Here is a 13,541-nt window from a genome sequence, read left to right as displayed (position 1 = left end):
CGCTGCCAGATTGACGATCCATGCAAGCCAGCTCCCGTGCCATCGTGTCGAATCAGTCAGGCCCCCACGACGACCTGCCCAGGCGTGTGGCGCGCGCGCTGGCTCACCCGTTGCGCAAGCCTATGGCCAAGCATACCCGGGAGACCTTCGCGGCCGCCGTGCGCTGGCGAAACACGCGTGACGAGTCGCCGTTGATTCTCGATGCCGGCTGCGGTGTCGGCCTCTCGACCCGCCGGCTCGCCGAGGCGTTTCCCGACCACACAGTCATCGGTGTCGATCGCAGCGCCGATCGGCTGTCGCGCGATCATGGTCCGCTTCCCGCCAATGCCTTGCTGGTGCGCGCCGACCTGGTGGACTTCTGGCGCCTGGCGCTGGCCGATGGCTGGCAGCCGGCGCGCCATTACCTGCTCTATCCCAACCCTTATCCCAAGGCGTCCCAGCTCAAGATGCGCTGGCAGGCGCATCCAGTTTTTCCCGCTATTCTGGCACTGGGGGGCAGGCTTGAGCTGCGCTCCAACTGGCGGCTCTATGTCGAGGAATTCGCACTCGCCATCACACAGGCAACTGGCGAGACAGTTCACGCCGCGCGCCACCACCCCGATGACGCCCACCTGACGCCTTTCGAGACAAAATATCACCACAGCGGCCAGGCGTTGTGGCGATTGGCGGTGACGCTGCCTCATCGTCCAGAGCTGACGCCCTGACGGATTGGTTGTCTGAAAATGCTTGCCTGAACGGCGCGGATCAGCGTGCTCGGTGATCGCGGAACCGTTCTCCCAAGGTATAGCGAAGCCAACGCGCGATGGGACCCAAGGCGCGATCCCGACGCGAAATCGTCTCGACCTCGACTACCGGCGCAATCCCCAGGGCTTCGCTGTCGAGGGTGACCAGCCGGTCCTGAAAAGGCGGGTAGCGCGCAATATGCTGTGGGATCATCGCCCAGCCGAGCCCCCGGGTCGCAAGTTCCCCCATCGAATAGAAACTATTGAGACGCCAGAACTGCGCGCCGAGCGGCCTGCCGGCGTCGCCAGGGGTTCGCGAGGCGATCATCAGTTGTCGATGACCGGCCAGGTCGCTGACCGTCGGCGCCGACAGCTGCGCCAGCGCGTGCGCGCAGCCGACGACCAGGACCTGTTGCAGTTGCGCGATGCGAATCCCTTCGAGCAGCGAACCCTGACCCTGCTGGCGCAGCAGAATGCCGAGGTTCGCCGTGCCATCCTCCACCCAGCCGGCAATGTCTCCCTGGGAGCCGTAAAGCAGTGTCAGCTGCAAGGCCGGGAAGTGATGGGCCAGCGCCTCCAGGGTCTCGTCAACCGGCGGCATCTCGACCAGCGCCTCGTCGATGGCGGTGACCAGGTGGGCTTCCTCGCCCTGGACGATAGAGGCGGCGCGCGCTTCGAGGCGTTGGCATTGCCGCAGCACCGCTCTTGCCTCGTGTACGAGGGCCTCTCCCGCCGGCGTCAGGCGGGGTAGCCGGCCACGCCGATCGAAGAGCGGGCAGCCCAGGTCGAGCTCGAGATGGGCAATGGCGGTGCTGACGGCGGACTGAGCCTTGCCCAGATGGCGCGCCGCGGAGGAAAACGAGCCCTTCTCGGCAGCAGCGATCAGGCTCTCCAGTTGGTCCAGACTCCAGTGCACGGGGGCTCCTGCTCCGGGATAGGTAGCTGCCTTAGGGTCGCCTTTTCGGAATGCCTGTCGTGACAGGCGCTACACGGCTCGCGACGCCCTCGGTTTGGAACTACAAGCTATCTGTTTTTCTGATGGGTGCCAACTCGCTTCCATCTGTACGATGACTAGGCTGGAGGGTGTCGTCGAGACCCGACCGGTCCGGCGCGCAGTTACGCAGAGGTGGACAATGCGCTCCTGGAAAGAACGAATGACTCATAGCCTGCTCTTCGAGCTGGGTGGCCTGATGCTGGTCACGCCGCTGGCTAGCCTGATGTCGGGGCATGCCATAAGCGATATCGGCGCGCTAGCGCTCGGACTGGCGACGCTCGCCATGCTCTGGAACCTAGTCTGGAATCGTCTCTTTGACCGCTGGGTCCCAACCCGTCGGCGCAGTTTCCTTCAACGTTTGGCGCAGGCACTGGGATTCGAGTCAGGCTTGTTGGTCATGACCCTGCCGGTGGTGGCGTGGTGGCTCGAGGTGAGCTGGATCGAGGCCCTTTGGCTGGATCTCGGTTTCATCCTGTTCTTTCTGTGCTACGCCATGGTCTTCAACACGGCGTTTGATGCGATAATGCGTCGCCGCCTGGCGCAAGGAGGTGTGCTTTGAGTTTTGTCTATCTGGCCTTGGCGATCATCGCCGAGGTCATCGGTACCAGTGCGCTCAAGGCCTCGGAGGGATTCACCCGATTGTGGCCGAGCGTCACAGTGGTGGTGGGCTACGGCGTGGCGTTTTACCTGCTTGCGCTGGTGCTGCGCACTATTCCCGTTGGTATCGCCTACGCCTTCTGGGCCGGCCTGGGTATCGTTTTGGTTACACTGGTTGGTATCGTGGTGTATGGCGAGAAGCCGGACCTGCCCGCGCTACTGGGTCTGGCGATGATCGTTGGCGGCGTAGTCGTCATTCAGGTTTTCTCCTCGGTCTCGGCCCATTAAGCTGGCTCATCCTTTCGGCTTACCCCAGACTCTGGATTTCTGCCTCCCATGCGTGACCGTTCCAAGCGTTTTCGACTGACCATTCTGTTTTTTTGTGTCGTTCTCTCGGCCGCCCAGACACAGGCATCCGGTTTCGGCGGTTTGGCCGCGTTGACCGAGCGGGGGTTTCTGGTGAGCGCCGAGGCGCGGCTACTCGATAGCAATGAGGTACTCGGGGCCATCGAACCAAGGCGCCAACTGTCACCGGCCTCGGTGAGCAAGGCCTATGTGGCGGCCGCTGCCCTGGACCGCTGGGGGCCGCAGCATCGCTTCAACACGCGGCTGGTAAGCGAGGGCAACCTCGACGCACAGGGCAAGCTTCATGGCGACCTGGTGTTCGATGGCAGCGGCGACCCGTCGCTGAGTTCCGAAGATCTCTGGCGGCTGGTTAAGCGTCTCCATCAGCGCGGCGTTCGCGATGTCGACGGTCGGCTGGTGATCAGCCAATGGCGCTTCGGCCCGGTGGAGTGCATCACCACCGATCGCTGCGATGCCCACTCGCGGGTAACCAACGCCTACAGTGCGCTGCTGTCCTCGGCTGGCATCAATCATGGCAGCTGGTGCGTGAGTGTGGCCCCCGGGACGGCAGCCGGCGAGCCTGCCCGCATCACCCATTGCGACAGCCATGCGCCGCTCATCGATATCAACAATCAGGTCGTGACTCGTCACGACGACAGCGGCACGGAACTGCATGCCGAGCGTATTTCGCGCGGAGCGGGCGACATCATGGTGGTCAAGGGGCAGATGTCCCTCAATGCCTTGCCGCGTCAACTGTATCGTGCGAGTTCCGACCCGGCCCTGCAGACCGCCACGCTGCTCAAGGCGATGCTCGACGAGGCCGGCATCGCGATCAATGGCGAGGTGGTGACCAGCATTGCGGAGCCGGCTCCGGCTGCCTGGCGGCTCGCACAGGTGGAAGGCAAGCCCTTGCAGGAAGTGCTGCTGCGCACCATGAACTATTCCAACAATTTTATGGCCGACATGCTGGCGTTGGATCTGGTCCGCACGCCGCGGGCCACTCTCGATCTTGGCGGTGCCGCCATCGAGCGGTTCGTGGCCGGCATTCCCGGGCATGGCGAGCTGACGCTTCGCAGTGGTAGCGGCCTGACGCCCGATAACCGCACCTCGGCGCATGGCATCAACATCTTGCTTGAGAGCATGTATCATCGCCCTTCGCTATTTCCGAGCTTCGTGGCGAGTTTCCAGTCACCCGGCAATGGGGTGATGCGGTTCATTCGCCGCGGCTCGTATGACTTTCAGCATAATGTCATGCTCAAGACCGGCACGCTCAACGAGCCGGTGGCGGTACGTGCGATTGGTGGTTACTTTCGAACCCAGCGCGGCCGCTGGGGCGTCTTCAGCGTCTTGGTCAACGGCACCTCGACCACACCCTGGCTCAACTGGACCCAGGTATTCGATCCGCTCACCGAGGATCTCACCCGCATGATCACCGAGCATTGATTATTGGCCATCGACAGGGACGCCCCATGAAACCCCGACATACCGGCTGGCGCCACCTCGTGCACTCCACGCGTTATTCGCTCAAGGGGCTGCGCGCTGCCTGGTTCAACGAGGCGGCCTTTCGCCAGGAGCTTGGCCTTTGCGTGGTGCTGCTGCCGCTGGCCTGGTGGGTTGGCGACGGTCCGGTGGAATGGATCCTGCTGGCCGGCAGCTGCCTGTTGGTGCTGATCGTTGAACTGCTTAACAGTGCCATCGAGAGCGTGGTGGATCGCATCGGCACCGAGCACCATGAGCTTTCCGGGCGTGCCAAGGACGTTAGTTCGGCCGCCGTGATGCTGTCCTTGCTTGCCGCGGGGCTGACCTGGGGCCTTTTGGCTTGGCAGAAATACCTGGGCTGATTCTCGGTGCTGGGTTATGGCGTGGAGGCGGCTTCGCTATGCTAGTGGCATCAGCGAACTGGATGCGAGAACGCTATGGCTCTTCCCGACGATTTCCTGCCCCAGACCGACATTCCCGAGCCCCTGCGCCCGCCGCTGGGGCGCGTTCGTGAGCGGCTGGCCGCCGCGCTGGAGCAAGCCGATAACCTGGCCGACATGACGGGTGCCGAATCGCCCCTCGAGGACTGGCAGGCGCTGTCGGATGCGCGACGCGAGCAGCTGGCCAGGGTACTGGCAGTGTCGAGTTTCGCCGCCGATACCTTGGTGCGCTATCCTGAGTGGCTGTTTCACCTCGACGCCAGCGGTGAGCTCGAGACCGCCCCGGATGCCGAGACGCTGCGAAGTTGGCTGGACGAACGCCTCGAAGCCGCCGAGGACGAGGCGGCACTGCAGTCAGCAGTGCGCCGCTTTCGTCGCGCGCGTATGCTGGGCATCGTCTGGCGCGACCTGACACGCCCGGCGGGGGTCGACATGTGGGCGACCGGCGCCGCAGTATCGCGACTCGCCGAGACTTGCCTTGAAAGTGCTTTGGCTTGGCTCGAGGCGCATGTCGCACCTCGCTGGGGGCGTCCGGCACCACGCCGCGACGGCAGCGAGCAGCGCCTGGTGGTGCTGGGTATGGGCAAGCTGGGGGCCGGCGAACTCAACCTTTCCTCTGACATCGACCTGATCTTCGCTTTTCCCGAAAAGGGCGAGACCGAGGGCGGTCGTAAGCCTATCGAGCATCAGGAATACTTCACCAAGCTCGGTCAGAAACTGATCACCGCGCTCGATGCAGTGACCGCCGACGGTTTCGCCTTTCGCGTCGACATGCGCCTGCGCCCGTTGGGCGATGGCGGTCCGCTGGTGGGTAATTTCTCGATGCTTGCCGGCTACTACCAGGACCAGGGCCGTGAATGGGAGCGCTACGCCATGCTCAAGGCGCGGCCGGTTGCCGGTGACCGCGAGGCCGGCACCGAGCTGCTGGCCAGCCTGCGTCCCTTTGTTTATCGCAAGTACCTGGATTTTGGCGCCATCGAGTCGTTGCGTGAACTCAAGTCGATGATCAACCGCGAGGTTCGCCGCAAGGGCATGGAGGGCAACATCAAGCTCGGCCCCGGCGGCATCCGCGAGGTGGAGTTCGTGGTCCAGGCCTTTCAGTTGATTCGCGGGGGGCGCGACACCGAGTTGCAGGTCACTTCGCTGAAGTTGGCGCTTGAGCGTCTGCCCGAGCTCGGCCTGCTGCCCCAGGAGGTGGTCGACGAACTGATGCCCGATTACGCCTTCCTGCGCGACCTGGAGCACGTGCTGCAGGCGCTGGAGGACCGTCAAACCCAGACCCTGCCCGAGGACGACGCCGACCGCGAGCGCGTGGCCCTGGCACTCGGCATGGCGGACTGGCCGGCGGTGATGGCACGGCTGGATGAAGTCCGCAGTCGCGTGCGCCGCCACTTCGATGCGGTGATTGCCGATCCCGAAGACGAGGTGGAAGACGCCGACGACACCGAGGAGAACGTGGCGGTCAGCCTGGAGGAGTGGCGTGCGCTGTGGCGTGACGAGCTCGAAGATGGCGAGGCTTCGGCACTGCTGGAAGCGGCCGGTTTCGCGGCACCGGATGGCGCTGTGAAGCGCTTGCGAACGTTGTGTCATTCACGTCAGGTAAAGGCCATGCAGCGCATCGGCTTCGACCGCCTCGATGCACTGATGCCGATGCTGCTCGACGCCGTGGCAGGCAGTGATGCACCGGACACCTCGCTTGAGCGGGTGCTGCCACTGATCGAGTCGGTATTGCGACGCACCGCCTATCTGGCGCTGCTGCGCGAGAATCCCGACGCCTTGGGGCACCTGATGGGGCTATGCGGGGCGAGCCCCTGGATCGCCGAGCAGCTGGCCCGCCACCCGGTCCTGCTGGACGAGCTGTTGACCCCCGAGACGCTCTACACCCCGGCCGACAAGGCACTGCTCTCGGACGAGCTGCGCCAGGCCTTGGCCCGCCTTCCCGAGGACGACGAGGAGGCCCAGCTCGAGGCCTTGCGTGTTTTTAAACACGCCCAGGTGCTCCACGTGGCGGCCTCGGATATCGCCGGTACGCGGCACCTGATGAAGGTCAGCGACTATCTCACCTATATTGCCGAGGTGATCCTCGAGGCGGTGCTGGCCATGGCCTGGAAGCACCTGACGCGCAAGCACGGTTTTCCCCAGCGTCGTGACGGGGAGCGTGCCGGTGCCGAGCCCGAGTTCCTGGTCGTCGGGTATGGCAAGCTCGGTGGCATCGAGCTGGGCTACGATTCCGACCTGGATCTGGTGTTCATCCATGATGGCGCAAGCCAGGGAAGCACCGACGGCAAGCGACCGTTGGACAACGCCGTGTTCTTCACGCGCCTGGGGCAGCGGATCATCCATCTGCTCTCCGCCGTAACACCTTCCGGGACCCTCTACGAGGTGGACATGCGCCTGCGGCCCTCAGGTAACTCCGGGCTTCTGGTCACGCCGCTGGAAGCCTTCGCCGACTACCAGCACCACCAGGCCTGGACCTGGGAGCATCAGGCGTTGGTGAGGGCGCGGGTGGTCGCCGGTAATGCGACTCTCGCCGAGCGTTTCGCCGCGATCCGTGGCGAGATTCTTGCGGGTACACGTGATCTCGAGGCGCTGCGCGTCGAGGTGGTCAAGATGCGCCACAGGATGCGCGATCATCTGGCCAGCAAGGGCAAGAGCGACGATTTCGACCTGAAGCACGACCCCGGCGGCATGGTCGATATCGAGTTCCTGTGTCAGTTCGCGGTACTTTCCATGTCGCGGGAAACGCCCGATCTATTGGCGTGGAGCGACAATATTCGTATTCTGGAAACCTTGGAAGCGACCGGTCGCCTGCCGGGGCAGGATTGCCAGCGCTTGCGCGACGCCTACCTTGCTTACCGCAGTGCCGTCCACCGTGCCTCCCTGACCCGCGAGGCGAAGCGGGGGCGCGACGCCGATTTCCAATCGCATCGTCAGGCCGTGATCGAACTCTGGCAGCGCCTGCTCGAGCCACAGGAGGCGCCACAATGACGGCGCCGCAGTAATGACGCCTCGTCAGGCAGCCGAAGCCGACGTCTGTAGACAGACGAATTTGACGACAACACGCAGAGCACACGAAAGGACGTAGATTATGTCGATGGCTGACCGTGACGGTCTCATCTGGTTCGATGGCGAACTGGTTCCCTGGCGCGATGCCAAGGTGCACGTGCTGACCCACACCCTGCATTACGGCATGGGCTGTTTCGAGGGCGTGCGAGCCTATGCCACCGAGCAGGGCACGGCGATATTCCGCCTCAAGGAGCACACCGACCGTCTCTTCGACTCCGCCAAGATTCTCGGCATGCCGATGCCGCATGAGAGGGAGACGATCAATGAGGCGTGTCGGGCCGCCGTACGCGAGAACGGTCTCGAGGAAGCCTACCTGCGCCCCATGGTGTTCTTCGGCAGCGAAGGCATGGGGCTGCGCGCCGACAACCTCAAGACCCACGTGATCGTCGCCGCCTGGGAGTGGCCGTCATACATGTCGCCCGAGTCACGTGAGCTCGGCATCAAGGTGCAGACCTCCTCCTTTACTCGCCATCACGTCAACATTGCCGTGACGCGGGCCAAGGCCAACGGTCAGTACATCAATTCGATGATGGCGCTGGCCGAGGCACAGCGCGGTGGCTACGACGAGGCCCTGCTGCTAGACCCTCAGGGCTATGCCGCCGAGGGCTCCGGCGAGAACCTTTTCGTGGTCAAGAACGGGGTCATCTACACCCCGATGCTGACGTCCTGCCTGAATGGCATTACCCGCAACACCGTGCTGCACATGGCCGAGCATCTGGGCTATGAATTGCGAGAGAAGCTGCTAACCCGCGACGAGATCTACATTGCCGACGAGGCTTTCTTCACCGGGACCGCCGCGGAGGTGCTGCCGATTCGAGAACTCGATGGACGCAATATCGGCGAGGGCCGCCGCGGCCCGATCACCGAGAAGATCCAATCGCTGTACTTCGACCTGGTCCGGGGCAAGCAGACGCTGGATGCCGACTGGCTGACACCGGTGGCGTGAATCGCTGTCTTGAACCGGGCTCCTGGAGCCTCTGAAGCCCCCGCCTGTAACAACAGGCGGGGGCTTTTGCCATCTGGACAGCATTCAGGACATTTCTTCCATCAAGCGCCAGCGAACCCAAAATAACCAGATTGGTCATTTCTCTCTGGCAGCTGCGTTGCGCCTAAACGAGGGCCGGCACTAAGCTCCAATACCCGACTTGCAGATAGGCATGTCGAAGAATAAATATTAGAACGTCAGGAGAGTATCATGTTCAAGAAATCCACGCTGGCAGCCTCTATCTTCATGGCATTTGCGACTACTGCGTTTGCAGATGGGCCCTATAAAATAGGCATTACGCAAAATAATGTGGGTGTCGATAGTTATCAGACAACCTACGAAAGTGCTTTTGAAGAAGCGGCTGAAGCGAACGACAATGTCGAAGTCGTTATCCTCGATGCCGGTGGAGATGTGGCACGCCAAATTGGTCAAGTCAATAATCTGATTCAACAACGAGTTGACGCCATCATCATATGGCCGACTAATGGACAAGCCGTTATACCTGCCATTCGCCAAGCCCATCGAGCCGGTATTCCTGTCATCGTGACCAACTCGAAAATCGCCGAAGCCGGGTTGGAATTCATCGCCGCTTTCTCCGGGCCTGACAATGTCCAACAGGGCATCTCATCTGCCGAGATGATGTGCGATGCCCTTGATGGTGAGGGACGGATTGTCCAGATTGCCGGCCAGCCGGGTTATACCACGGCCATGGAACGCTCTCAGGGCTTCGAGGAGCGGCTGGCGGAGGCATGCCCCGGCGTTGAACTCGTGGAGACCCAGCCCGGCGACTGGAACCGTGAGAAGGCCCAGCGCGTAATGGAAAACTTCCTCACCAAGTATGACGACATTGACGGCGTCTATGCCGGCGATGACAACATGGGGGTGGGTGCCTTGAATGCGGCCAAGGGGGCGGAAAGGGCTGAGGGAATGGTCTTTATCGGTGCCACCAACTTTGCCGTGGGTTACGAGGCCATCGAGCGTGGCGAGTACTATGGCTCCATCTATCAGTCTCCTGTCGATGATGCCGAAGCAGCACTGCAGACAGCGCTGGATATCCTGGCGGGAAAGAAAGTGCCGAAGATGAACTTCTTCGAAACACCCAAGATCACGGCTGCCAATATTGGCGAGTTTGAAAAGCCTGTCTTCTGATGCGTCAGGATTCGCGGCTCGCGAACAGTTCGTGAGCAATCCTTTGTCAATGCGCCTTGTCTTTTCCATCGGATGCATGAGTTTTTTGTTTCCGGTGTTAAGTCTGCCATCGCTGATAGTTAGATATCTGTTTGTCGGCGATAGGCAGTAAAAAGCACAAGGCGGTATCAAGGCAGGTGAGCAATATGGCTACTGCAGAACAAGGCAATAATCGTTTGATGTTTGGTGGGGTAAGCAAGTCGGGCCTGTTGAGTTTTCTGTCGGCTCAGGGAATCTTGATCTTTTTCCTGCTCAGCATGGTGGTGTTCTCTTTCTTTTCCGAGCAGTTTCTCTCGCAGTCCAACATCATGACGGTGGTTCGTCAGGCGTCGATCATTGGCATCATCGCCGTTGGGGTGACCGTTGTGATCATCGGCGGCAATCTGGACCTGTCGGTCGGGTCAATGCTTTCCTTCGCTACCGTGCTGGTCGTCGATCTCCACGACAAGGTCGGGCCCACCACTGCCATCATTCTCATGTTCGCCCTGACGCTTCTGGTAGGGGCAATCAATGGTTTTCTAGTGGGCTTCATGCGGCTGAATTCGCTGATCGTGACCTTGGCGATGCTGTCGGCGATCCAGGGCGGCATCCTGATCTATAGCGGTGGCCAGAACGTCGATATCGCCAACCAGGACAGTACCTGGTTCTCGGTCTTCGGTCGCGGCTACGTCGCGGGGATTGCGGTACCCGTCGTCATCTTCGCCGTCCTGGCCATTATCGTGCAGATCGTCATGTCCTACACCAGCTACGGCAGACGAATTTTCGCCGTCGGGGGTAACCCAGTGGCCGCCGTCTATTCGGGTATCAGGAAGAATTGGTGCGTCTTCAGTACCTATCTGATCTCGGCCTTCTGCGTTGCCTGTGCCGCCCTGGTGCTGGGGTCACGCGTCATGGGTTCCCAGAACAATGTGGGTCAGGGATACGAGTTGCTGGTGTTGGCGGGGATCATTCTGGGGGGTACCAGCCTCCTGGGCGGCGCCGGGAGCATCTGGAAGACCGTGATAGGGGTTCTGATTCTCGGCTTCATCCAGAACGGACTTTTGCTGATGGGCTATCCCTACTACACCCAATGGCTCGTCACCTGGGTGATCATCATCCTGGCTGTCTGGCTGGACCTTGCCAACAAGCGCAAGCGCCTGCTCACGACCCATTCTTGAACATGGTGAACAACATGATTGATGTGAAGGGTTTTCTCAAGGGTGGCGGTTTCATACAGCCGATATGGGTATTCGTCATCGTTATTACCGTCTTCTTCAGCTTCATGTCCGATTACTTTCTGTCGGTCGGCAATCTAACGAATATTCTGGTGCAGACCTCGACCATCGGGTTGATTGCGCTGGGCATGACCTACGTGATGATCAACGGCAATATCGATCTCTCCGTTGGCGCCATCCTGGGTCTGGCGGCGTCACTGTCGGTGGGGCTGCAAGACTACGGCCTGGCGGTGGCGGTGATAGCGGCCCTGGCGTCGGGTCTGATTATCGGCGCCATCAATGGTCTGATCGTCTGGAAGACCGGCGTCAACGCCTTCATTGTGACGCTGGGGGCGATGATCGGTGTCCGTGGCCTGATCTTCGTCTACACCGAGGAACAATCGTTCTACGCGACCAACTTCGCCTTTTCGGACTTCGGTGCCGCCACGATCGGCCCCTTTCCCCTGCTGGCCATCATTTTTCTCGTCTGCGCCCTGGTGATGCACCTGGTCTTGAAGAAGACCGGCCACGGTCGCAACACCTTCGCCGTGGGCGGCAACGCCGAAGCGGCGCTGGACGCCGGGATTCGCATCGGTCGCCATATGACGATCAATTTCATCATCGTGGGCTTCTTCGCCGCCCTGGCGGGTGTGCTCCTGGCAACCCAGATGGGGGCGGCAACGCCCAACCTGGGGCGTGACTATGAACTCTGGACCATCACCGCCGTGGTGCTCGGTGGCACCAAGCTGACGGGGGGTTACGGCAGCATCACGGGCACCCTCGGCGGCGTGCTCGCCATCGGCATCCTCCGCAATGGCATGAACATGATGCAGGTGCCGGCCTTCTACGTGCTGGTGATTCTCGGGGTGATCCTGATTTCCGTCCTGATCATCGACCAGAAGCTCAATGTCCATGCCAGCAAGGGAGTCAGCATATGAAGACGTCAGCTTCCAGCCGTCATTTTGCCGATCATGCTGGTTCAGTGGCGCCTGTGCTTTCACTAATCGATATCACCAAGAAGTTTCCGGGTGTCGTGGCCCTCAATAAGGTGAGCTTCGACGTCCGGCCCGGCGAGGTGCATGCACTGCTCGGCGAGAACGGTGCCGGCAAATCGACGCTGATGAAGGTGCTTGCCGGCAAGCACCAACCCAACGGGGGAAAGATCATTCTCGAGGGGGAAGAAAAGTCCTTCGAGAACCCCAAGCAGGCCAAGAAGAGCGGCATCGTGCTGATTCATCAGGAGCAGTCATTGGTGCCCGAGATGTCGGTGGCCGAGAACATCTATCTGGGCAGTCTGCCGCTCAAATGGGGAAACCGCGTCGATTGGAAGAAGTTGCACGCGGACAGTACCGAAATACTCCAGCGGCTCAAGTGTTCCTTTACGTCGCGGGATATGGTCAGTCATCTGTCGATTGCCAAGAAACAGATGGTCGAGATAGCGCGCGCGCTGGTCTTCACCCCCAAGGTCGTGGTCTTCGACGAGCCGACCGCCTCCCTGACCGATCACGAGAAGCCGGTGTTGTACGAGATCATCAAAACCCTGCAGGAGCAGGGCGTCGGCATCGTCTACATCTCGCATCGCATGGACGAAATCTTTCATCTTTCCCAGCGGATCACGGTGCTCAGGGACGGCGAATACAACGGGACCGTCAACACCGTTGAGACCAATGAGGATGAGGTCACCAAACTGATGATCGGTCGCAGCCTCGAACTCGACTACGCCAGCAAACCCCACGATTTCAAGGAGAACATGCTGGAGCTTCGTCACCTCACGGTGGATGGGGTCTTCGAAGACGTGAGCTTTAATGTGCGCAAGGGCGAGATCGTCGGCATGTACGGCCTGGTGGGGGCGGGACGGTCAGAGGTCGCCGAAACCGTCTTCGGGCTGCGCCGTCCCTCGGCCGGCGAGATCCTTCTCGAAGGCAGGGCCCAGACGATTCTTTCCAGCCATGAGGCGGTGGAAAAGGGCATTGCCCTGGTACCGGAGGATCGTAAGGACCAGGGCCTTATCCTGGGGATGAACTGTCGCGACAACATGACGCTGTCTGCCCTGGGCAGCGTGTCGTCGATGGGGTTCATGAAGACCAGTGCCGAGAAAGTGGTCCACGACAAGTATCAGTCAGCGATGAAGATCAAGACGCCGAGCTGGCGACAGAAGGTCGGCAACCTCAGCGGTGGCAACCAGCAGAAGATCGTCATCGGCAAATGGCTGCACACACATCCGAAGCTGTTGATTCTGGACGAGCCGACCCGGGGGATCGACGTCGGCTCCAAGGCCGAGATTCATGCCCTGATCAAGGAATTGGCGAGATCGGGATACGCCGTACTGGTGATCTCCTCCGAAATGCCCGAGGTCCTCGGCGTCAGCAACCGCATCATCGCTATGTATGACGGACGGATCACGGCGGAGTTCGACGGCGACGCGGTATCCGAGGATGAACTGGTGCAGGCAATCACCGGGCAGGTTACGAAGGCGCCCAGGGCTGCTGCTGTCACCACCGATGATGCGGCGGCGCCCTGACGCGCTCACGT

The 13,541-nt window shown here is 61.3% G+C and carries 12 protein-coding genes; 11 read left to right on the top strand and 1 reads right to left on the bottom strand.

From position 1 onward, the window contains the following. Positions 1 to 20: 20 nt before the first annotated feature. The gene (gene trmB / locus KG088_RS09455) at positions 21 to 704 is read left to right on the top strand and encodes a tRNA (guanine(46)-N(7))-methyltransferase TrmB (protein ID WP_213825273.1); all 684 of its coding nucleotides are present in this window, start codon (positions 21 to 23) and stop codon (positions 702 to 704) included. 40 nt (positions 705 to 744) lie between these two features. Here the strand turns inward: trmB and KG088_RS09450 are convergent, their stop codons facing one another. Then, entirely contained in the window at positions 745 to 1,638 is an 894-nt protein-coding gene (locus KG088_RS09450; protein ID WP_213825272.1) for a LysR family transcriptional regulator, read from the bottom strand. A gap of 217 nt (positions 1,639 to 1,855) precedes the next feature. Here KG088_RS09450 and KG088_RS09445 point away from each other — a divergent pair, with 217 nt between their 5' ends. From KG088_RS09445 to KG088_RS09400, 10 genes are all read left to right on the top strand, one after another. Continuing rightward, positions 1,856 to 2,275, top strand: a complete 420-nt coding sequence (locus KG088_RS09445) for a PACE efflux transporter (protein ID WP_213825271.1) — start codon at positions 1,856 to 1,858, stop codon at positions 2,273 to 2,275. Further along, entirely contained in the window at positions 2,272 to 2,601 is a 330-nt protein-coding gene (locus tag KG088_RS09440; RefSeq protein WP_213825270.1) for a DMT family transporter, read from the top strand. The genes KG088_RS09445 and KG088_RS09440 overlap by 4 nt, the downstream gene beginning before the upstream one ends. Positions 2,602 to 2,649: 48 nt before the next feature. Then, positions 2,650 to 4,101 carry a D-alanyl-D-alanine carboxypeptidase/D-alanyl-D-alanine endopeptidase gene (dacB, locus tag KG088_RS09435; protein ID WP_213825269.1) on the top strand — a complete coding sequence of 484 codons (1,452 nt, stop codon included), beginning with the start codon at positions 2,650 to 2,652 and terminating at the stop codon, positions 4,099 to 4,101. Positions 4,102 to 4,127: 26 nt separating this feature from the next. Beyond that, a complete protein-coding gene (locus tag KG088_RS09430; RefSeq protein ID WP_213825268.1) occupies positions 4,128 to 4,499 on the top strand; it encodes a diacylglycerol kinase in 372 nt (123 codons plus the stop codon). A 75-nt stretch (positions 4,500 to 4,574) separates the two neighbouring features. Beyond that, positions 4,575 to 7,565 carry a bifunctional [glutamate--ammonia ligase]-adenylyl-L-tyrosine phosphorylase/[glutamate--ammonia-ligase] adenylyltransferase gene (gene glnE / locus KG088_RS09425; RefSeq protein ID WP_213825267.1) on the top strand — a complete coding sequence of 997 codons (2,991 nt, stop codon included), beginning with the start codon at positions 4,575 to 4,577 and terminating at the stop codon, positions 7,563 to 7,565. 100 nt (positions 7,566 to 7,665) lie between these two features. Further along, positions 7,666 to 8,589, top strand: a complete 924-nt coding sequence (locus tag KG088_RS09420) for a branched-chain amino acid transaminase (protein ID WP_213825266.1) — start codon at positions 7,666 to 7,668, stop codon at positions 8,587 to 8,589. A gap of 249 nt (positions 8,590 to 8,838) precedes the next feature. Then, on the top strand, positions 8,839 to 9,777 hold the full coding sequence (locus KG088_RS09415; protein WP_213825265.1) for a sugar ABC transporter substrate-binding protein: 939 nt from the start codon (positions 8,839 to 8,841) through the stop codon (positions 9,775 to 9,777). 185 nt (positions 9,778 to 9,962) lie between these two features. Continuing rightward, complete coding sequence (locus tag KG088_RS09410; RefSeq protein WP_250148173.1) at positions 9,963 to 10,973, top strand: ABC transporter permease; 1,011 nt, start codon at positions 9,963 to 9,965, stop codon at positions 10,971 to 10,973. Between the two features lie 14 nt (positions 10,974 to 10,987). Further along, the gene (locus KG088_RS09405) at positions 10,988 to 11,947 is read left to right on the top strand and encodes an ABC transporter permease (protein WP_213825264.1); all 960 of its coding nucleotides are present in this window, start codon (positions 10,988 to 10,990) and stop codon (positions 11,945 to 11,947) included. Next, positions 11,944 to 13,530, top strand: a complete 1,587-nt coding sequence (locus KG088_RS09400) for a sugar ABC transporter ATP-binding protein (protein ID WP_213825263.1) — start codon at positions 11,944 to 11,946, stop codon at positions 13,528 to 13,530. The genes KG088_RS09405 and KG088_RS09400 overlap by 4 nt, the downstream gene beginning before the upstream one ends. Positions 13,531 to 13,541 lie beyond the last annotated feature (11 nt).

It is taken from the genome of Halomonas jincaotanensis, assembly GCF_018448785.1.
Lineage (GTDB): Bacteria > Pseudomonadota > Gammaproteobacteria > Pseudomonadales > Halomonadaceae > Halomonas > Halomonas jincaotanensis.
The sequence above is the reverse complement of the archived record's forward strand: the minus strand, read 5'-3'. Positions and strand labels throughout refer to the sequence as shown.